The following is a 19,467-nucleotide window of genomic DNA, read 5'->3' as shown; positions in this document are numbered from 1 at the left end:
ATGGGGAGTGACACCCGGCCCGGCCGGCCCTGGGTCGCGCTCGCGACCTTCCTGGCCGTCCAGGCCGTGCTCGGATGCTGGTGGGCGGCGTTCTATCCCGGCCTGTTCAGCCGCGACTCGGTGCTCTATCTCAGCCACACGATGGCCGGGCCCTGGGTGGCCGACCACTCGGTGCTCTACGACGCGCTGCTGTGGCTGAGTTTCACCGGGACCGGCGACCTGGGCGCCGTGTCGTTCGCGCAGACGACGGCCATGGCGGGAGCGCTGACGTGGCTGGCCCAGTCGCTGAAGCGGCTGGGCGCGCCGCGGCTGCCGACGACCGCGGTGGCCGTGCTGATGCCGCTCGCGCCGCCGGTCGGCGCGTTCACGGTGACGTTGTGGAAGGACGTGCCGTTCACGATCTGCGCGGTGGCGATCGCGGCGTGCTGCGCGCGGATCGCGGCCGGGCGCGCCGTCGGCGTGCCCGCGCTGCTCGGGCTCGGCGTGCTGTTCGCGCTGCTCGGGCTCTTCCGCGCGAACGGCTTCCTGGTCGCGGGCGTCACCGTGCTCGCGCTGGTCGTGATCCTCAGGCGTATTCGGCTGCTGCTGACCGGAGCCGTCGCCGCCGCGCTGCCGCTGGCGCTCTCGGCCCTGGTCTTCCCGCAGGCCGGCATCGTGGCCCCGTCGCCGACGTACGTCTACCACACCGCCTACGGCGACATCGCGGTCCTCTACCGGGAGCGCCCCGACCTGTTCACCCCCGCCGACATCGGCCTGATGACCACGGTCGCGCCGCTGCGCCGCTGGTGGGCGGGCGGCACCTGCTCCACGATCAACCCGCTGATCTGGCGGCGCGACTTCGACTGGCAGCAGGCCGACGCGCGCTCGGGCGACCTGCTGGCGCTGTGGCGGCGGCTGCTCGTCACCGAGCCAGGACTGGTGGTGCAGGCCAGGCTGTGCCGGGGCGCGATCGCCTGGCGGCCGGTCGGCGACGAGACGGCGACCGGCGGCACCACGTACCGGCTGTCGCTGCGGCCGAACGCCGACACCTACGTCGGCCCCGGCAAGGTGACCGACTTCCCAGGGCGCGGGGTGTTCTCGCTGCGCCCGCTGTCGCTGGAGCTGTACCAGGTGGCGGCGCCATGGCTGGCCGGCTCGCTCACCCCGGAGTGGGACCGGATCCTGTGGCGCGGGGCGTCGTGGGCGTACCTGGCGTACGTCGCGGTGGCGCTGGCCGCCATGGCGCGGCGCAATCGACTGGTGCTCGGCGTGGCCGCCGTGGTCGCCGGGCAGCAGCTCGCGGTCCTCGCCAACATCTCGGCGCAGGACTTCCGCTACATGGCCGCGCCCATCCTCATCGGGGCGCTGCTGGTGCCGCTGCTGCTCGGCAGCCTGGTGCCGCGGCGGCGGCCGGTCAGTGACGGTCCTCCCCGCCGTACGCGGCCGCGCGACCGGGCAGCCGGACGACCGTGACGAAGAACTCGTCGATCTGCCGGATGATGGCCATGAACCGGTCGAGATCGACGGGCTTGCTCACGTACGCGTTGGCGAAGAGCTGGTAGCTGCGCAGGATGTCCTCCTCGGCGGAGGACGTGGTCAGCACGACGACCGGGATCGAGCGCAGCTCGGGGTCGCCCTTGATCTGTTCGAGCACCTGGCGGCCGTCGTACTTGGGCAGGTTGAGGTCGAGCAGGACGAGGTCGGGGCGAGGCGCGCCGACGTACTCGCCGCGCCGGTAGACGAAGTCGAGCGCCTCCAGGCCGTCCCTGACGACGTGGAGGTTGTTGCGGATCTTGTTGTCCTCGAACGCCTCGCGGGTGATGAGCTCGTCACCGGGGTCGTCCTCGACGAGGAGTACTTCGATGGGCTGCCCGGTGGTCATGAGTCGATTCCTTCGTGTTCGGTGTCTTCGTTGGCCGGCAGAGTGAAGCGGATGCGGGCTCCCCCGGTGTAATCGGTGTCGAGCCAGATGCGGCCGCCGTGCGTCTCGACGATCTTCTTGCACATCGCCAGGCCGATGCCGGTGCCGGTGTAGGTCTCGCGGCTGTGCAGCCGCTGGAAGATGATGAAGATCTTATCGGCGAACTCCGGCCCGACGCCGATGCCGTTGTCGGCGACCGAGAACTCCCACTCCCCCTCCTCGCCGCGCTCGCAGCCGATGCGGACCAGCGGCGGGTGGGCGGGGTCGCGGAACTTGATGGCGTTGCTGATGAGGTTCTGCCAGAGCAGGCGCAGCATCGTGGCGTCGCCGACGACCGTGGGCAGCGGGTCGGGACGCTCGAACGTGGCGCCCGACTCCTCGATGGGCGCCGACAGGTCGTCGATCACCTTGTCCAGCGCCTTCTCCAGGTCCACGGGCTCGCGCTCGTCATAGACCCGGCCGACGCGGGAGAACCGCAGCAGGTCGTTGATGAGGACCTGCATGCGGGTGGCGCCGTCGACGGCGAAGTGCACGTACTGCCTGCCGCGCTCGTCCAGCACGTCGCCGAAGCGCTTCTCCAGCAGCTGGCAGAACGTGGCGACCTTGCGCAGCGGCTCCTGCAGGTCGTGCGAGGCGACGTAGGCGAACTGCTCCAGCTCGGCGTTCGAGCGGCGCAGCTCCTCGGCCTGCTCGCGCAGCAGCGCGTGCTGCTGGCCGGACTCGTTGAGCGCGTTGACGATGCGTACGCGCATCTGCTCGACGTCGTTGGCCACCTCGCGGATGTCGGCGGGCCCCCTGGCCGGGATGCCCAGCCCGAAGTCACCGGCCGCGACGCGCCGCGAGGCGGCCCGCAGCTCGTCGAGCGGCCGCCCGACCGCGCGCCGCAGCAGCACGGCCACCGCGGCGGCCGCCAGGGTGAACACCACGAGCATGCCGAGGAAGGCGAAGTTGCGCACCCGCTCGGCTCCCGCCAGCTGAGCCTTGGCCTGGTCGCGGGCCCGCGTCAGGTGGGCGCTCTGGCTGTCGAGCATCGCCCTGATGCCGTCGAACGCCTGCTTGCCCGCCTCCACCGTGTCGTCGGGCACCGCCTCGGCGCGCTGCCGATGCGCCGTCATGGGTTCGGCGTAGTCGCGGCGCCAGGCGGCGGCCCTGTCGCTGATGGCGGTGAGGTCGGCCCGCAGGTCCGCGCGGTCGGCCAGCAGCGCCGCCACCCGATCGCGGCTGACCTGCTCGGCGCGCACGCCCTCGCTGTACGGGCTGAGGAACTCCGCGCGGCCGGTCAGCAGGTAGCCCCTGACGCCGGTCTCCTGGTCGATCAGCGCCTTCTGCATGTTGGCCGCCTCGACCAGGGCGGGCGAGATGCGGGTGGTGAGCTGCTGCGAGAGCCTGCTCGTACGGTCGAGCGTGACGACACCGACCACCGCGCAGACCAGAAGCAGGGTCGCGATGACCGAGATGACCACCACGAACCAGCCGTGCACCGTCAGCCGGTGCCAGCGTCCTGCCATCACCGCTCCGTCCAGCGCAGGTGGACCACGGCGAGGTCGTCGGCCGGCGCGTCGGGCGCGGTGGCGGCCTCGACGTCGGCGATCAGCGCGTCGAGGAAGCCTTCGCCGTCGAGGCGGGCGTGCCGGGCGGCCAGGTCGAGCAGCCCCTCCTCGCCCAGCCAGCGGGCCGGCTCGCCGGGCAGGCGCCGCTCGAACAGGCCGTCGGTGTAGAGCGTGAGACCGCCGCCCGCGGGCAGCTCCAGCACGTCCTGGTGCCAGTCGGTCTGCACCGGGAAGCCGAGCGCGAGGCCGCGGCCTGGCTCGGCGAGCGTCACCGTCTCGCCGTCGTGCACGAGCAGGCCGGGGTGCCCGGCCCGCCAGATCCTGACCGTACGGCGGTCGTGGTCGAGCTCCAGCGTGGACAGCGTGACGAAGATCTCGGAGCTGGGCCGCTCGGCCTCCAGGACGCGTTCGAGCCGGCGCAGCAGCGTCGGCCCTGTGACGCCGCTGAGCACCAGCGCACGCCAGGCGATGCGCAGGCAGACGCCCAGCGCAGCCTCGTCGGGGCCGTGGCCGCACACGTCGCCGATCAGCGCGTGCACGACCTTCTCGTCGTCCTCGACGACGTCGTAGAAGTCGCCGCCCAGCGTGGCCGACCCCCTGCTCGGCCGGTAGCGCGCGGCCACCTCGATCGGCATGCTCTGCAGCAGCGGCGTCGGCAGCAGGCCGCGCTCAAGCCGCTCGTTCTCCTTGGCGCGCATGCGCTCGGCGTTGAGCGCGACGGCGGCCTGCTCGGCCTGCTTGCGCTGCATCGCGTAGCGCAGCGTGCGGCCCAGCCACTCGGCCTCCACCCGGCCCTTGACCAGGTAGTCCTGGGCTCCCGCGGTCAGCGCTGCGAGGCCCGCCTGCTCTTCCGCGAGGCCCGTGAGCACCACCACGGCCGCGTCGCCCGCCTCCTCGATCACCGCCGACAGCGCGGAGAACTCGTGGGCGTCCGGCAGGCCGAGGTCGAGCAGCACGCACTGCGGGCGCAGCCCGGCCAGGGCGCGGCGGGCCTCGTCGACCGAGCGGGCCCATTCCAGGCGGACCAAGAGGCCGCTGTCCTCAAGCAACTCCTCGACGATCAGCGCGTCCTGCGGATCGTCCTCCACGAGCAGCACCAGCGGCTGCCCGGCGGCGTCGCTGCCGTCTTCGCTCCCGTGGGCCATGAAGGCCTTGCCACCCTTTCTGAACCGCTCCCGAACCGCCACCGGCCTGTCGCCGGCCGCGCTCGGATCGCTTGACGACACCGGGCACACACCGACCCCCCGCCGGCGCCCGTCAGCGATCGCAGGGAACCGGCCCAGGGGAAGCCTCTCTTCCCCTCATTTTCCTCTCTATGCACACGAGAGCCGTCATATGTCATCGGCTTCCGCGGCCTGGCGCTCGTCGTAGCGCTGCCGCGACGCCGCCACGCAGGCGCTGTGCCTACGCGACCAGTTGGTGATCGTCAGCATCGCCTCGTACAGCTCCAATGCCATCTCCGTGGCCTGGTATTCCACCTTGGGCGGCACCGTCGGGTAGATCGTTCGCTCCAGCAGGCCGTCGCGCTCCAGGTTGCGCAGGGTCAGGGTGAGCATGCGCCGGCTGATGCCCTCGATCTCGCGCTCCAGCTCCGTGAAGCGCCTCGGCCGCCGCGCGGTCGCCACCACGATGAGGATCGCCCACTTGCCCGCGATGCGGTCGAGGATCTCGCGCGGCGGGACCGGGCACTCGCCGCTCTCCAGAAGGAGATCGGCGTCCTCCAACGTCTTGAGCTGCTCTGGTACAGCGGTGTTCCTCTGAGACATGAAAGTGCCTTCTTCCGGTTGACCTCGATGGTCACACATCATGGCGGCTGTTACAAAAAGTTCCCTAAGGGAGTTGGTCATGAAAGGCAAGTGGGCCGCGTTCTCGTTGCTGGCCGCCACCCAGTTCGTGCTCATCCTCGACACCACGATCGTGGGCATCGCGCTGCCGCCCATGGGGCGCGAGCTGGGCATGACGGCGACGGACCTGTCGTGGACCACGACGGCGTACTCGCTGGTGTTCGGCGGACTGCTGCTGCTCGGCGGGCGGCTGGCGGATTACGCCGGTCGGCGGCGGATGTTCATCGCCGGGATGGTCATGTTCGGGCTGGTGTCGCTGATCGGCGGTGTGGCATCGTCGGGCGCCGTGCTCATCGCCGTACGCGCCCTGCAAGGGCTGGCGGGGGCGCTGGTCGCGCCGGCGGGCATGTCGCTGGTGATGGTGATCTTCAAGGACGACCCGGCGCTGAACAAGGCCATGGGCCTCTGGGGTGCGGTCGGCGGCATGGGCGCCTCCGCGGGGGCGGTGCTCGGCGGGTTGCTCACCGACTGGTTCGGCTGGCGGTCGGTGTTCCTCGTCAACACGCCCATCGGGCTGGTCGTCGGGGCGCTGGCGCTCGTCATGCTGCCCGCCGTACGCGCCGCGGGACGCGAGCGCGGCTTCGACCTGGCCGGCGCGTTCACCTCGACGGCCGGGCTCGGCCTGCTCATCTACACCCTGACGGACGCGCCGCAGGCCGGCTGGACGTCGGCCAGGACCCTCGCGCTCGGTGCGCTGTCCATCGCGCTCCTCGGCGCCTTCCTCGTCGTCGAGCGGCGCTCGGCCAACCCGCTGGTGCCCCTCGACGTCTTCGGCCGCCGTACGCTGCGGGCGGGCAACCTCATCATGTTCGTGGTGGCCGCCGGCATGCAGCCGATCTTCTTCCTGCTCACCCTCTACACGCAGGACGTGCTCGGCCACAGCGCCACCCGCTCGGCCATGTCGCTGGTCGCCATCTCGATCACGATCGCGCTGACCGCGTCGTTCCTCGGCGGGCGCGTCCTCACCCGGTACGGCGTGCGCACCACCGCCGTCGCCGGCCTCGTCCTCATCACCGTCGGCGCGCTGCTCTACCTGCGCATCGACGTGCGGGACGACTTCATCGGGACGCTGCTGGCCCCCGAGCTGCTCACCGGGTTCGGCTTCGGCCTGCTCATCGGCGCCGTCACCGTGGCGGCCACGTCGCAGGCGGCGGCCGACGAGGCGGGCATGGTGTCGGGGCTGTTCAACACGACGACGCAGGTGGGCATCTCGGTCGGCATCGCCGCCCTGGCCACCGTCGCGACCGCCGTCACCGGCGGCACCGGCACCCGGCAGGCCCTGGTGTCGGGCTATCACGCGGCGTTCATCGGCTCGGCGGGCCTGGCCCTGCTCGGCCTGATCGCCGCCCTGACCCTGCTCCCCAGGCGCACCCGCCAGGTCACCACCCAGCCCGCGGCCCCCGCCGAAGCCCCGGTGGCCTGAACCCCGGACGGCCCTGGGACCGCCCGGCTTCCCCAGGGCCGTAGGAAAGCTCGCAGCCCTGGGACCGCCCAGCTTCCCCAGGGCCGTAGAAAAGCTCGCAGCCCCGGCCCGTCATGGGCCGGGGCTGCGGTGGCTTTCAGCCGGTCAGCGGGGTGGGGGCTACTCCCACTCGATGGTGCCAGGGGGCTTGCTCGTCACGTCGAGCACCACGCGGTTGACCTCACGCACCTCGTTGGTGATGCGGGTGGAGATGCGCGACAGCACGTCATAGGGGACCCGCGCCCAGTCGGCGGTCATCGCGTCCTCGGAGGTGACCGGCCGCAGGACCACGGGGTGGCCGTAGGTGCGGCCGTCGCCCTGCACGCCCACCGACCGCACGTCGGCGAGCAGCACCACCGGGCACTGCCAGATCTGCCGGTCGAGCCCGGCCCGCGACAGCTCCTCGCGGGCGATGGCGTCGGCCTCGCGCAGGATGTCGAGCCGCTCGCCGGTCACCTCGCCGACGATGCGGATGGCGAGCCCTGGACCGGGGAACGGCTGCCGCCACACCATGGCGGCCGGCAGGCCCAGCTCTTCGCCGGCCCTGCGCACCTCGTCCTTGAACAGCGCCCGCAGCGGCTCGACCAGCGTGAACTGCAGGTCTTCAGGCAAGCCGCCGACGTTGTGGTGCGACTTGATGTTGGCGGTGCCGGTGCCGCCGCCCGACTCGACGACGTCGGGGTAGAGGGTGCCCTGGACGAGGAAGTCGACCGGCCCGTCGGCCATGATGGCGCGCTGCTCGTCCTCGAAGACGCGGATGAACTCCCGTCCGATGATCTTGCGCTTCTCCTCTGGGTCGCTGACCCCTTCGAGCGCCTTGAGGAACCGGTCGGCGGCGTCGACCACCCGCAGCTTGACCCCGGTGGCGGCGACGAAGTCGCGCTCGACCTGCTCGGCCTCGCCCTTGCGCAGCAGCCCGTGGTCGACGAAGACGCAGGTCAGCCGGTCGCCGATGGCGCGCTGGACGATCGCGGCGGCCACCGCCGAGTCGACCCCGCCGGACAGCGCGCAGATGGCCCGGCCGTCGCCGACCTGGCGGCGCACGGCCTCGATGGAGTCTTCGACGATGTTGAGCATCGTCCACGAGGGCCGGCACCCGGCGGCCTCGAGGAAGTGCTTGAGCACCGCCTGGCCGTGCTCGGAGTGGAGCACCTCGGGATGGAACTGCACGCCGTAGAGGCCGCGCTCGACGCTCTCGAACGCGGCGACCGGCGTCTCGCTGGTGGAGGCGGTCACCGCGAAGCCCTCGGGGGCCGCGGCCACGCTGTCGCCGTGGGACATCCACACGGTCTGCGACGTGGGCAGGCCGGCGAAGATGACGCCCTCGTCGAGCACCTCGAGCGGGGTGCCGCCGTATTCGGCGACGCCCGTGCGGGCCACCTCGCCGCCCAGCGCCTGCGCCATGGCCTGGAAGCCGTAGCAGATGCCGAACGTGGGCACGCCCGTGTCGAACAGCCCGTGGGGCACCGGCGGCGCACCCTCGGCGTAGACCGACGAAGGACCGCCGGACAGGATGATCGCCTTGGGCTTTTTCGCCATCATCTCCTCGACCGGCATGGTCGACGGGACGATCTCGGAGTAGACATGGCACTCACGCACCCGCCTGGCGATCAGCTGCGCGTATTGAGCGCCGAAGTCGACCACCAGGACCGTGTCGAATTCAGACACCGTGAGAACCCCCTGAAAAGGCGAAGTGCGGTGAGACCAGTCTATCGGCCTTGGCCAGGACACCTGGCCTGGCCGGGTGGGACGTGCTAAACACAGAACGATGGATCTTGTCTGGCCGGCGACCGCGTGGGCCCTGTGGGCCGCCACGCTGGCCGCCGCCTTCAAGGTGTCCGGCCGCGACAGGGACACGGAGGCGCCCGAGCACCCGGTGCCCGCTCCCGTCGCCGAGCTCTTACGCGGCATGCGCGCCCAGGACGTGTTCTACACCGTGCTGTTCGAGCTGGCCGGACGCGGCTGGATGACGATCGAGGGCGACCGGCTGACGCTCGATCCGCCCGTACGCGAGCCGCTGCGCCCGTACGAGACCTGGGTGCTCGAACGCGTGCGCGCCCGCATGGCGGACCGGCCCGCGGCGCCCGTGATCGCCCTCATGCCCGAGAGCTCCGACCTGGAGGGCGGGTTCGTCAAGCTCGTCCGCCGGCACGCCATCGACCTCGGCCTGGCCCGCAGGCGCTGGCGCACGGTGCTCGTCCCCGTGCTGCTGACGGCCGCCCTGGTCGTCCCCTGGTACGCGACCGTGTCGGTGGCCCTGTTCTCCTGGCCCGCGATCATCGCGACGATGGTCTCGCTGGTGGCGGGAGTCTCGCTGCTGTCGGGCGGCAGGGGTTTCCTGCTGACCCCGCGCGGCAGGGAGGTGGCCGGGCCCGGCCCGCTGCCCGCGAACCCCGACCAGGAGTGGATCTTCACCGGCAGCGGCTGGCAGGGCGTCGAGATCGCGCCCGCCGAGCTGCCGCGCGGCTCGGGCCGCCAGGAGGTGACGGGTCACGTCGTCAAACGCTGGGTGAAGGTGATCCCGCAGGAGGAGGGCGTGCGGCGCGACTACTACATCGCGCTGCACGACGGCCGCTCGGAGCGGGCCGCCGCGTTCCGGGTCAAGCAGGGCCTCTATCGCGACGTGCTGCCGGGCGACACCGTACGCCTGCTGGTCAAGCCGCCGGGCGGCACCGTCGTCCGGGTCCTCGCCCACGACCGTCAGTGGTAGCCGGGCAGGGTCCCGGTCAGCAGCGTCTCGGTCTGCAGGCGCAGCGCGGCCGCGTACGAGGGGTCGGTCAGCAACAGGAACCGCTCCTCGCGGATGCCCCTGACCACCAGGTCGGCCACCTCCGACGGCTCGATGCCGCGCTCGGCCGCCTTGCCGACCCGCTCCTTGACGGCCGCCTCGTCCGCGCCCGGCGTGACGGCGAGGCTGGGCGGGCGCAGCCGGTCGGAGTCGGCGATGCGGGTCCTGACCGCGCCGGGGCACAGCGCGCTGACGCGCAGCTTCGACCCCGTCGCGGCCAGGTCCTGGGCGAGCGCCAGGGACGCGGCCAGCGCGGCGTGCTTCGACACCGCGTACCCGCCGGTCCCCGGCCTCACCAGCAGTCCCGCCACGGAGACGGTGTTGACGACGTGGCCCTCGGTGTCCTGCTGGATCATGCGCGGCACGAACGCGCGGATGCCGTGCAGCACGCCCCACAGGTTGACGCCGAGCAGCCAGGACAGGTCCTCCTCGTCCCTGGTCCACATGTGGCCGCCCTGGAAGACGCCCGCGTTGTTGCAGAGCACGTGCACGGCCCGCAGCTCACCGAAGCAGCGGTCGGCCAGGTGGCGTACGGACGAGGCGTCGGAGACGTCGGTGATCTGCGTGAGCACCGTCGCGTCCCCGCACAGCGCGGCCGTCTCCGCCAGCCCGCCGTGCTCGACGTCGGCGAGCATCAGTGTCATTCCCTCGGCCGCGAACCGGAGGGCCAGCGCCCTGCCGATCCCGCTCGCCGCACCCGTCACCACCGCGACCTTGCCGGAGAGCTCGCGCACGAACAGACCTCCCTAGGGACACGCCATAGGTCGTTCCCCGATCAGTCCGTGCGACGCTACAGCACCGCGTCCATCAGGCCCAGGGGCGGCGAGCCCAGGTCGAACAGGGCCTTGTGGAAGCGCTGCAGGGTGAAGCCGGCGCCCCACTCCTCGCGCGCCCGTTCGCGCAGGTCGAGGATGAGCAGCTTGCCCCAGGTGTAGCGGCCGTAGGTCGGGTCGAAGGAGGCCCTGCGCGCCTCCGACAGCGCGGCGGGACCGGCGAGGTGGGTGTCGGACTCGAAGCGGCGGGCGCCGTCCTCGACCGTCATCTGCCCGGTGTGCACGCCGATCGCGCAGGCCAGGCGGGTGACGCGGATGAGCGCCTCCACCCAGACGCCGATCTCGAAGCGCGGGTCGCCGTCGCCGAACCCCTCCTCGACACACAGCTCCTCGGCGTAGTGGGCCCAGCCCTCGATGAACGCCATCGACTGCAGCAGCCTGCGCACCTCGGACGGGGCCCTGCGCAGCGCCCTGGCGTGCGAGAAGTGGCCAGGGGCCACCTCGTGCACGTTGATGGCGGGCAGCGTGGTGGCGCTGAAGACCTCCAGCCACTCCTCCTGCTCCTGGCGCGGCCAGTCGGGCTCGGGCGGGGTGATGTAGTACCAGGACGGGCCCTCGGGCTCGCCGGGCGAGTTCCACGCCATCATGGCCATCGCCCAGCGGCGCGACTCGGGCGCCAGCCCGACCAGGCACTCGCCGTCGTGGTAGGGCACGAGGTCCTTCTCGCGGGTGAACGCGATGGCCTTCTCGGTGCCGATCCTGGCCGCCTCGATGACGCCGTCGGCGTCGGGGTGGTCCTTGACCAGCTCGCGTACGACGTCGAGCGGCGGCCTGCCGGCCTCCCCCAGCTTGGCGCACGACTCGGTGAGGCGGTCGAGCAGCCGGTCGCGCTCCGCGTCGGCGCGTTCGGCCAGCCTGCCGAGGTCCACCGGCAGGCCCTCGGCGGTGCCCATCAGGCGGGCGAGCGCGTCGCCGCCGAGCGCCGCGTCGGGGTCACCCTCGCGCGCGGCCCGCTCGACGTGCGCGACGAGCCTGGCGTGCGCGGCCAGCGCGGCCTCGTCGGTGACCCCGGCGGCCAGGCCCTTGACCGCGCCGAGCAGGGAGGTCGCGACGGGGGCGGGGACCTGGTCGAGCGAGGCCAGCGCCTGGTCGACGGCCTCGGGCCAGAGCGCGAGGTGGGCCGACTTGGCCGCCGCGCGCTCCTCCTCCGGCGCGTAGTCGCGGTCGTAGCAGGCGAGATCGAGGTTGGACAGGTGGATCAGGGGGTTCTTGCGGTGCAGTTCCAGCTCGCCGAGCTGGGTGCGCAGAGACTCCTCGAACACCTGTAGGTGCCTGGCGTCGTGCGCGTCCGCGGGCGCGGGTCCCTCGCCGAGCCGCGCCAGCCCGGACCGTACGCCGTCGGGCGACAGGTCCTGGATCCGGCCGTCGTACTCGTGCCTGCCGCCGCCCTCGCGAGCCTCGGCCACGATCAGGTCGGTGATGGCTCGTAGCCTGGCGTCAAGTTCTGTCATGCCGCCGACGCTAGCGCACCGCAGGCAGCGGGCTTAAGTGTCGATATTTCGGGCGATTTTCGGATGTACGCAGGGCAAGATGATCACATGGCTCTCCGCATCACCACACTCGCAGAACGTCCGGAATTCGCCGCGACCTTGTGGGAGATGGAGCACACCTGGCAGGAGTTCGTCCTGCGCGACCCGATCGCCGACCTCTACTACCCCTTCGTCACCACTCGTCACAAGAACCACGTGCTCGTGGCCGACGACGACGCCGAGCCAGGGCGGGCGGTGGCGCGGGCGTGCATGGTGCCGTACGTGGCCGGCGGCGACGGGCTGCCAGACGACGGCTGGGACGGCGTCATCAGGGCCGGCTGGCTGGCCCGCGAGCGCGGCCAGGAGCCCGACGCCGTCTCCGCGCTGGAGATCACCGTGCGCCGCGACCTCCAGGGCAACGGGCTGTCGGGGCTGCTGGTGGCCGCCATGCGCGAGCACGCCGCCCGGCTCGGCTTCCGCACGCTCGTCGCCCCCGTACGCCCGAACCTCAAGCACCTCGAACCCCACACCCCCATGGCCGAGTACGCCTTCAGGAAGCGCCCCGACGGCCTGCCCCACGACCCGTGGCTGCGGGTGCACGTGCGGGCCGGCGCCGAGATCGTCAAGGTGGCGCCCCGGTCGATGGTGGTGCCCGGCACGCTGGCGGAGTGGCGGGCCTGGACCGGCCTGCCGTTCGACCGTCCAGGCCCGGTGGAGGTGCCGGGGGCGCTCACGCCGGTGCACTGCGACGTGGACCACGACCACGCCGTCTACGTGGAGCCGAACGTCTGGGTCACCCACCCCCTGACCTGACCACCCGACCCTCGGCAGGGCGGCCCGGCCATCGGGCAGGCCGGCCATCGGGCAGGCCCGACCGGTCCTCTCAGCCGCTCCCCGGGCTGACCAGGCGGAGCCGCTCGGCGTGGCGGGCGACGTCGAGGCCGCGTTCCGCGGCCCAGGCGTCGTCGTGGCAGGTCGCCAGGTGGCGCTCGGAGGCGTCGCCGATCAGCGAGACGATCGTGCCGCGCTCACTCCGGACGACCATGCGCTCGATCAGCTCAAGCGCGGCCCAGAGCGCGGTGCCGGACGAGGGCCCCACGGGCAGCCCGGTGACCTCCCTGATGTGCCGGGCCGCCGCCACACTCGCCGCGTCGGGCACGGGCACGACCAGATCGACCAGCTCGGGACGGAACCCCGGCTCCATCCGCGGCCGCCCGATGCCCTCGATGCGCGACGGCATGCCGGTCGCGTAGTCATGCACGTCGAGCGTCCAGCCGGGAAAGTACGCGGAGTTCTCCGGATCGGCCACCGCGACCCGGCAGGCCAGGCCGTGCTCCTTGATCCAGCCGCCGAGCGTCGCCGAGGTGGCGCCGGTGCTCGCGCCGGTGACCACCCAGTCGGGGCTCACCTGGGAGAACAGCTCACCGGCCAGGTCGTGCTCGGCCGCCCGGCCGAACTGGTCGAGGAAGTGCCCCTCGATCTCGCGCGCCGCGTCGTAGATGGCGAGCGGCGGCGTCACGAACCGGCACTCGCCGCCCAGCTCCTCCACCGGCCGCGCCCGCTCGGGCCCCGCCTTGCCCGGCATGACCACGATGTACGGCAGCCCGAGCCGCCGCGCGAACCACGCCTGCGCCACCGCCGCGTTGCCGCCGGTCGCCTCGACCACGGTGGTGCCCTCGGCGACCAGCCCGTCGAGCACGGCCCGGCGGAACAGCGCCCTGGCGTGCCGGTGCCGCAGGCTGCCGGTGGGCTGACGCGACTCGTCCTTGAGTAACAGCGTGATGCCCGGCACGCGCACCGGGAACTCGATCAGCGGGGTGGGCTCCCCGGCGGCCAGCACATCGAGGGCTCGTGCGTTCCAGCTCACGTGCCCAGCCTTTCAGGCATGCCCGTACGGGGTCCGGAGTTTCGCCAGGAACGTACCGACTCGATCACTGGAACTGCGAAGTTTCCCCGTACGGGCGGCATAGGGCCAGAATCCTGACATGGCATTCTTCGCTCCGCTCCGCCCGGCAGATCCGCGCTCGCTGGGGGGCCTGCGCCTGCTCGGCCGGCTCGGCGAGGGCGGCCAGGGCGTCGTCTACCTGGGCGAGAACGCCGACGGCGGCAAGGCGGCGGTCAAGTGGCTGCGGCCCGACCTGTCGGGCGACGAGGTGAGCGTGGGGCGGTTCCTGCGCGAGGTCGAGGTGGCCAGGCACGTGGCGCCGTTCTGCACGGCAGCGGTGCTGGGCACGGGCATCGAGCAGGACCGTCCTTACATCGTCAGCGAGTTCATCGAGGGCCCCTCCTTGCAGCGGGTGGTGCAGGAGCAGGGCCCGCGTACGGGCACGGTGCTGCACCGGCTGGCCATCGGCACCGCGACCGCGCTGGCCGCGATCCACCAGGCCGGCATCGTGCACCGCGACTTCAAGCCGGCCAACGTGATCATCGGCGCGGACGGGCCGCGGGTGATCGACTTCGGCATCGCGCGGGCGCTGAACGCCACCTCGACGATCAGCAACTCGGTGGTGGGGACGCCGTCGTACATGCCGCCCGAGCAGATCATGGGGCACACGGTGGGGCCTGCCGCCGACATGTTCTCGTGGGCCGGGACGATGATCTACGCGGCGTCGGGGCGGGCGCCGTTCGGCAGCGACACGATGCCCGCGGTGATCAACCGGGTGCTCAGCCAGCAGCCCGACCTCGGCGTGCTGGACGGCACGCTGCGCGAGGTCGTGGCCGCCTGCCTGGCCAAGGACCCGGCGCAGCGGCCCACGGCCGAGCAGGTGATGATGCGGCTGCTGCAGCACTCGGCGCCCGGCTCCGGCATGCTCGCGCAGGGCGCGGCGGAGGCGGCGGTGCCACCGCCCCCGGCCGCCTTCCCCGGCCCGCCCTCACACGCCGGCCCACCTTCACACGTAGGCCCGCCCTCGCACGCCGGCCCGCCCTCCGCGGGCCCGCACTCCCAGGGGCCCGTCCCCGCGCACGCCTACGCGCCGCCCACCTACGCGCCGCACACCCACCCGGCGGCCCAGCCGAGGAGCGGCAGGCGGGCGCCGCTGGTCGCGGGCGTCGCCGTGGCGATCGCGCTGCTGGTCCTCGCCGGCGTCTTCGTGGCGATCCAGGCGGACAAGGCGTCGGTGGCGAGCCCGTCCACCACCCCGCGGGAGGAGGGCAGGAAGACGACGACCCCGCCGGCGGAGCGCGGCCGCCCCCGGCAGGAGACGACCTCGGCGGGCCGGACGGACGTCCCGGCCAGGGGTACGAAGCGGACGCTGCCCGGCGGCGCGATCTCCCTGTACGAGAACCCGTCCGACGCCATCGTGCTGACCTCGTACGAGATCTACGACGAGAAGAAGGAGACGTGGACCGACTACGCCAGGGACTCGCTGCGCGGCCCGTTCACGAAGTACGCGGGCAACATGGAGTCGCTGGTCTCCCCCGACGGCCGCTACCTGGCCTCCAGGGGCAAGCGCTACGCCCCCGACGACCATGACTTCATCGTCATCGCCGACCGCGAGACCGGCGAGCGCACCACGATCAAGACCGTCAAGAAGCCGCAGACCGGCATCATCAGGAACTGGTCGAAGGACGGCGAGACGATCCTGCTCAGCATCGGGCACAAGCGCGGCGACACCTGGACGTACCCGGGCTTCATGCTGGTGGACGTGGTCACGAAGCGCGTCAAGCAGGTGGACGTCAGCGACCCCGACGTCAGGGGCAGTTCGTGGGGCTTCGACGGCGACGAGACGGGCACGGTCAACGTCTACGGCGACGAGGACGACCTGAGCCTGCGCTTCTTCGACGCCCAGGGCAAGGCCGTGCGCTCGCAGGCGAACATCGGCACGCTCGCCGCCGACACCACCCAGGACCTCTTCTCGCCCTCGGGCGACGCGTTCGTCACCAACTGCCCGGACGGGACGTACAACGACCACTGCGTGTGGGACGCCGGGACGGGCGAGCGGCTGCGCACGTTCTACTCCGACTGCGACGAGGTGCTCGGCTTCTACGACGAGGAGCACCTGTTCTGCTGGGAGAACGACAACGGCGCCAACGACGAGGTGCAGGTGGTGGACTTCAAGGGCAAGCTCGTGCGCAAGCTCATGGAGGTGCCCGACAGCCTCGACCTCGATCCGGTCTTCACCAGGAACCCGGCGCACGGTTCGTGAACCATCCGGCCCGCCCGGCCGTGATGGGGACATGAACACGCTGATCCGTACGGCCGTGACCGCCGCCGCGCTGGCCGCGGTCACGACCGCCTGCACCGCTTCGACGGGCGGGGGCGAGGACCCGGCGCCCAGGAGGACGAGTCTCGGCGCGGTGCGCCTGGTGGCCTACGACGGGTGCGACGACCTGCTGACCGGCCTGCGCGAGCACGCCGCCGAGAACGTCGGCCCGTACGGCTTCGGCCACGCGATGCCGATGGCCATGGAGGACAGCGTACGCAGCGAGGCGAAGGCACGGACGACGCAGACGCCCGAGCACTCGACCACGAACGTGCACGAGGCCGGCGTGGACGAGCCCGACCTGGTCAAGACCGACGGCGACCGGCTCATCACGGTCGCGAACGGCACCCTGCGCGTCATCGACACGGCGACCAGGAAGATCACCGCCTCGCTCAGGCTGACCGAGGGCGAGGGCGGCCCCGGCGTCCCCGCGGACCTGCTGGTCTCGGGTGACCGGGCGCTGGTGCTGATGCGCGGCGGCGACATCATGTACAAGCGGATCGCCGGCCCTGTGGGTGACACCCGGTACGTGCTGGTGGACCTCGCGGGCGAGCCCAAGGTGCTGAGCACGATCAAGCCGCAGGGCTCGTACGTGGACGCCCGGCTGGTGGGCGACACGGTCCGGCTGGTCACCCGCAGCGAGCCCGAGATCACCTTCCCCGAGCCGCGCCCGGATGCCAAGCAGGCGGAGCTGATCGCGGCGAACCGGGCCGCGGTCAAGCGGGCGCCGGCGGAGAGCTGGCTGCCGACCATCGAGATCACCGACGCGGCGGGGAAGGTCACGAAGAGCCGGGTGGCGTGCGAGCGGGTCAGCCACCCCGCCGACTACACCGGTACCTCGATGCTGACCGTGCACACGATCGACCTGGCCGGCGGCGTCACGGCGGCGGGGACCGACCCGATCAGCCTGGCCGCCGACGGCGACATCGTCTACGGCACCGGCCAGAGCCTGTACGTCGCCAGCAACCCCCGCTGGTGGTTCCCCGTCGTGCGCCCGCTCCCTGTCGAGCCCCCGCCCACCCCGGCGCCCCGCCCGTCGGGCGCGGCCCCCGCCGACGAGCCGACCCCGAGCGAGCCGGCCGTCGACGTGCCGTATCCGACGCGCACGCCGCCGCCCGAGGAGACGGAGGTGCACCGCTTCGACATCACCAAGCCGGGCGCCCCCTCGTACGTGGCCTCGGGCAAGGTGCCGGGCCGCCTGCTCAACCAGTACGCGCTGTCGGAGCACGACGGCCACCTGCGCCTGGCCACCACGCTCACCGCGGCCGACGGCGCCGACAGCTCCAGCACCGTCTACGTGCTCAAGGCCACCACCTTGGAGAAGGTGGGCGAGGTCGGCGGCCTCGGCAAGGGCGAGCGCATCTACTCGGTGCGCTTCATCGGCCCGATCGGTTACTGCGTGACGTTCCGCCAGGTGGACCCGCTCTACACGCTCGACCTGCGCGACCCGGCGCAGCCCAAGGTGACGGGCGAGCTGAAGATCACCGGCTACTCGGCGTACCTGCACCCGGGTGCGGACGGCCGGCTGATCGGGATCGGCCAGGAGGCCAGCGAGAAGGGCAGGACGCTGGGGACGCAGGTGTCGCTGTTCGACGTGAGCGACCCGGCCGCGCCGCGCCGGCTGTCGCAGTTCTTCCAGCGCGACTCGGGCTCGGGCGCGGAGTGGGACCCGCACGCGTTCCTGTACTGGCCGAAGACGGGACTCGCGGTGGTGCCGCTGGTCCAGGCGGAGAAGTCGGGCGCGCTGGTGCTGAAGATCGACGACAAGGAGGTGCGGCGGCTCGGCATGATCGAGCATCCGGTCAAGGAAGGCGAGTACCCATACCAGCCGGGCATCGAGCGCTCGGTGGTCATCGGTGACGCCATCTGGACGGTGTCGCACGAGGGCGTCCAGGTCAACGACATGGAGTCGCTCGCCTCACAAGCGTGGATCCCGCTTCGTTGAGCAACCAGAAGGTGCCGGTTCGTAACGAACCGGCACCTTTTTTTATGGACTTATCCCGACAAATGATGAAAACTTTAATGACACCGTCCTGTCGGATCAGGCGGTAGACCGTCACAAGCCGCCGCCGGTCCGCGTCACGAGAAAGGGCCCACGCTGCCATGCGACCACGCACCCCCCTGCTCGCATTGCTCGTCAGCGCGCTCGCGTTACTCGCGGTGCCACTGCCCGTGTCCGCATCCGCCCAGCAAGCAGCCCCCGAGGGCACGTACATCGTCCAGCTCAACCCGTCACTGCGCGGCACGCACAGCGCGGCCGAGACCCAGGTCGCGCACCTCGGCGGCGAGCTCGTCGGCGTCTACCAGCACGCCTTCAAGGGCTACACCGCCCGCCTGAGCGCCGCCGCCGCCGAGAAGCTCAAGAGCGACCCCAGCGTGCTCAGCGTGGAGCCCGACGCCGTGGTCACCCACTTCGCCCAGACCACGCCCACCGGCGTCAACCGGATCTTCGGCCCCGGCAACCCCAACCTCGACATCGACGGCACCGACGACGAGCGCGTGGACGTGGACGTCGCCGTGGTGGACAGCGGCGTCGACCAGAACCACCCCGACCTGAACGTCGTCGCCAGGGCCAACTGCGTGATCGGCTTCTGCACCAACAACTCCGGCACCGACGACAACGGCCACGGCTCGCACGTCGCCGGCACCGTCGGCGCGATCGACAACGCCATCGGCCCGGTGGGCGTCGCGCCCGGCGCGCGCATCCACGGCGTCAAGGTGCTCAACGCGGCCGGCTCCGGCTCGCTCGCGGGCATCGCGGCCGGCATCGACTGGGTGGTGGCACGGCGCGCCACCATCGAGGTCATCAACCTGAGCCTGGGCTGCAGCGGCTGCTCAAGCAGCGCGATCAGCACGGCCATCACCAACGCGGTCAACGCCGGCATCGTCGTCGTGGTGGCCGCGGGCAACAGCCACGCCAACACGTCCTCGTTCTTCCCCGCCAACCACCCCGACGTGGTCACCGTCTCCGCGCTGACCGACAACGACGGCCTGGCGGGCGGCGCCGGCGGCAACAGGCTGTCCTGCCGCAGCGAGACCGACCAGGACGACACGTCCGCGTTCTACTCCAACTACGGCGCCACGGTGGAGATCACCGCGCCCGGCACCTGCATCTACTCGACCTACCGCAGCGGCGGCTACAGCACGATCAGCGGCACCTCGATGGCCAGCCCGCACGTCGCGGGCGCGGCGGCCCTGCTCACCTCGGGTGCGGCCAAGCCGACGACGCGGGCCGGCTCGCTGGCCGTGCGCAGCACGCTGATCTCGACCGGCAACTCCAACTGGACCGACGACTCCGGCGACGGCGTCAAGGAGCCCCTGCTCGACGTCCATGACGCGAGCGTCTACAACCCCGCCTGACCTCTGACACGGGCGGTCCGCGGAGATCCGCAGCGCCGCGGGCCGCCCTTCCCTAT

At 71.9% G+C, this 19,467-nt stretch carries 15 protein-coding genes; 7 read left to right on the top strand and 8 right to left on the bottom strand.

Annotated elements, in window-relative coordinates:
- Window positions 1-1,452, top strand: coding sequence for a hypothetical protein (locus AB0K12_RS01450; RefSeq protein WP_364554833.1), 1,452 nt, complete (start codon window positions 1-3; stop codon window positions 1,450-1,452).
- Here the strand turns inward: AB0K12_RS01450 and AB0K12_RS01445 are convergent.
- The 4 genes from AB0K12_RS01445 to AB0K12_RS01430 all read right to left on the bottom strand — a co-directional run bounded on the left by AB0K12_RS01445 (window position 1,394) and on the right by AB0K12_RS01430 (window position 5,216).
- Complete coding sequence (locus AB0K12_RS01445) at window positions 1,394-1,861, bottom strand: response regulator (RefSeq protein ID WP_364554831.1); 468 nt, start codon at window positions 1,859-1,861, stop codon at window positions 1,394-1,396. The genes AB0K12_RS01450 and AB0K12_RS01445 overlap by 59 nt on opposite strands.
- On the bottom strand, window positions 1,858-3,408 hold the full coding sequence (locus AB0K12_RS01440; protein ID WP_364554829.1) for a CHASE3 domain-containing protein: 1,551 nt from the start codon (window positions 3,406-3,408) through the stop codon (window positions 1,858-1,860). The genes AB0K12_RS01445 and AB0K12_RS01440 overlap by 4 nt, the downstream gene beginning before the upstream one ends.
- A complete protein-coding gene (locus tag AB0K12_RS01435) occupies window positions 3,408-4,595 on the bottom strand; it encodes a SpoIIE family protein phosphatase (protein ID WP_364554827.1) in 1,188 nt (395 codons plus the stop codon). The genes AB0K12_RS01440 and AB0K12_RS01435 overlap by 1 nt, the downstream gene beginning before the upstream one ends.
- Window positions 4,596-4,781: 186 nt before the next feature.
- Window positions 4,782-5,216 carry a helix-turn-helix domain-containing protein gene (locus AB0K12_RS01430; RefSeq protein ID WP_364554825.1) on the bottom strand — a complete coding sequence of 145 codons (435 nt, stop codon included), beginning with the start codon at window positions 5,214-5,216 and terminating at the stop codon, window positions 4,782-4,784.
- 79 nt (window positions 5,217-5,295) lie between these two features.
- Between AB0K12_RS01430 and AB0K12_RS01425 the strand changes: the two genes are divergently transcribed.
- Window positions 5,296-6,717, top strand: coding sequence for an MFS transporter (locus tag AB0K12_RS01425; RefSeq protein ID WP_364554823.1), 1,422 nt, complete (start codon window positions 5,296-5,298; stop codon window positions 6,715-6,717).
- Between the two features lie 159 nt (window positions 6,718-6,876).
- On the opposite strand, the gene guaA is transcribed toward AB0K12_RS01425, so the two are convergent.
- Window positions 6,877-8,424, bottom strand: a complete 1,548-nt coding sequence (gene guaA, locus AB0K12_RS01420) for a glutamine-hydrolyzing GMP synthase (protein ID WP_364554821.1) — start codon at window positions 8,422-8,424, stop codon at window positions 6,877-6,879.
- A gap of 100 nt (window positions 8,425-8,524) precedes the next feature.
- Here guaA and AB0K12_RS01415 point away from each other — a divergent pair, with 100 nt between their 5' ends.
- Window positions 8,525-9,466 carry a hypothetical protein gene (locus AB0K12_RS01415; protein ID WP_364554819.1) on the top strand — a complete coding sequence of 314 codons (942 nt, stop codon included), beginning with the start codon at window positions 8,525-8,527 and terminating at the stop codon, window positions 9,464-9,466.
- On the opposite strand, the gene AB0K12_RS01410 is transcribed toward AB0K12_RS01415, so the two are convergent.
- Window positions 9,457-10,278 carry an SDR family NAD(P)-dependent oxidoreductase gene (locus tag AB0K12_RS01410; RefSeq protein ID WP_364554818.1) on the bottom strand — a complete coding sequence of 274 codons (822 nt, stop codon included), beginning with the start codon at window positions 10,276-10,278 and terminating at the stop codon, window positions 9,457-9,459. The genes AB0K12_RS01415 and AB0K12_RS01410 overlap by 10 nt on opposite strands.
- A gap of 56 nt (window positions 10,279-10,334) precedes the next feature.
- Window positions 10,335-11,828, bottom strand: a complete 1,494-nt coding sequence (locus tag AB0K12_RS01405) for a DUF885 family protein (protein ID WP_364554817.1) — start codon at window positions 11,826-11,828, stop codon at window positions 10,335-10,337.
- A gap of 87 nt (window positions 11,829-11,915) precedes the next feature.
- On the opposite strand from AB0K12_RS01405, the gene AB0K12_RS01400 reads away from it, so the two are divergent.
- A complete protein-coding gene (locus AB0K12_RS01400) occupies window positions 11,916-12,659 on the top strand; it encodes an N-acetyltransferase (protein ID WP_364554815.1) in 744 nt (247 codons plus the stop codon).
- 70 nt (window positions 12,660-12,729) lie between these two features.
- On the opposite strand, the gene AB0K12_RS01395 is transcribed toward AB0K12_RS01400, so the two are convergent.
- A complete protein-coding gene (locus AB0K12_RS01395) occupies window positions 12,730-13,713 on the bottom strand; it encodes a pyridoxal-phosphate dependent enzyme (protein WP_364554814.1) in 984 nt (327 codons plus the stop codon).
- Between the two features lie 118 nt (window positions 13,714-13,831).
- Here AB0K12_RS01395 and AB0K12_RS01390 point away from each other — a divergent pair, with 118 nt between their 5' ends.
- The 3 genes from AB0K12_RS01390 (at window position 13,832) to AB0K12_RS01380 (ending at window position 19,411) form a co-directional block, all read left to right on the top strand.
- Complete coding sequence (locus tag AB0K12_RS01390; RefSeq protein ID WP_364554812.1) at window positions 13,832-15,994, top strand: protein kinase; 2,163 nt, start codon at window positions 13,832-13,834, stop codon at window positions 15,992-15,994.
- Window positions 15,995-16,025: 31 nt separating this feature from the next.
- Window positions 16,026-17,996, top strand: coding sequence for a beta-propeller domain-containing protein (locus AB0K12_RS01385; protein WP_364554811.1), 1,971 nt, complete (start codon window positions 16,026-16,028; stop codon window positions 17,994-17,996).
- Window positions 17,997-18,154: 158 nt separating this feature from the next.
- Window positions 18,155-19,411, top strand: a complete 1,257-nt coding sequence (locus AB0K12_RS01380) for a S8 family serine peptidase (RefSeq protein ID WP_364554809.1) — start codon at window positions 18,155-18,157, stop codon at window positions 19,409-19,411.
- Window positions 19,412-19,467 lie beyond the last annotated feature (56 nt).

Origin of the sequence: Nonomuraea sp. NPDC049419 (assembly GCF_040676995.1) — a bacterium.
GTDB lineage: Bacteria > Actinomycetota > Actinomycetes > Streptosporangiales > Streptosporangiaceae > Nonomuraea > Nonomuraea salmonea.
This window is presented reverse-complemented; position numbering and strand designations above follow the sequence as displayed.

Coding starts and splice junctions, on each gene's coding strand:
- AB0K12_RS01435 (WP_364554827.1), bottom strand. CDS start 4,595: ATGGCCCACGGGAGCGAAGACGGCAGCGACGCCGCCGGGCAGCCGCTG.
- AB0K12_RS01440 (WP_364554829.1), bottom strand. CDS start 3,408: ATGGCAGGACGCTGGCACCGGCTGACGGTGCACGGCTGGTTCGTGGTG.
- AB0K12_RS01415 (WP_364554819.1), top strand. CDS start 8,525: ATGGATCTTGTCTGGCCGGCGACCGCGTGGGCCCTGTGGGCCGCCACG.
- AB0K12_RS01450 (WP_364554833.1), top strand. CDS start 1: ATGGGGAGTGACACCCGGCCCGGCCGGCCCTGGGTCGCGCTCGCGACC.
- AB0K12_RS01380 (WP_364554809.1), top strand. CDS start 18,155: ATGCGACCACGCACCCCCCTGCTCGCATTGCTCGTCAGCGCGCTCGCG.
- AB0K12_RS01405 (WP_364554817.1), bottom strand. CDS start 11,828: ATGACAGAACTTGACGCCAGGCTACGAGCCATCACCGACCTGATCGTG.
- AB0K12_RS01445 (WP_364554831.1), bottom strand. CDS start 1,861: ATGACCACCGGGCAGCCCATCGAAGTACTCCTCGTCGAGGACGACCCC.
- AB0K12_RS01430 (WP_364554825.1), bottom strand. CDS start 5,216: ATGTCTCAGAGGAACACCGCTGTACCAGAGCAGCTCAAGACGTTGGAG.
- AB0K12_RS01385 (WP_364554811.1), top strand. CDS start 16,026: ATGAACACGCTGATCCGTACGGCCGTGACCGCCGCCGCGCTGGCCGCG.
- AB0K12_RS01400 (WP_364554815.1), top strand. CDS start 11,916: ATGGCTCTCCGCATCACCACACTCGCAGAACGTCCGGAATTCGCCGCG.
- AB0K12_RS01425 (WP_364554823.1), top strand. CDS start 5,296: ATGAAAGGCAAGTGGGCCGCGTTCTCGTTGCTGGCCGCCACCCAGTTC.
- AB0K12_RS01390 (WP_364554812.1), top strand. CDS start 13,832: ATGGCATTCTTCGCTCCGCTCCGCCCGGCAGATCCGCGCTCGCTGGGG.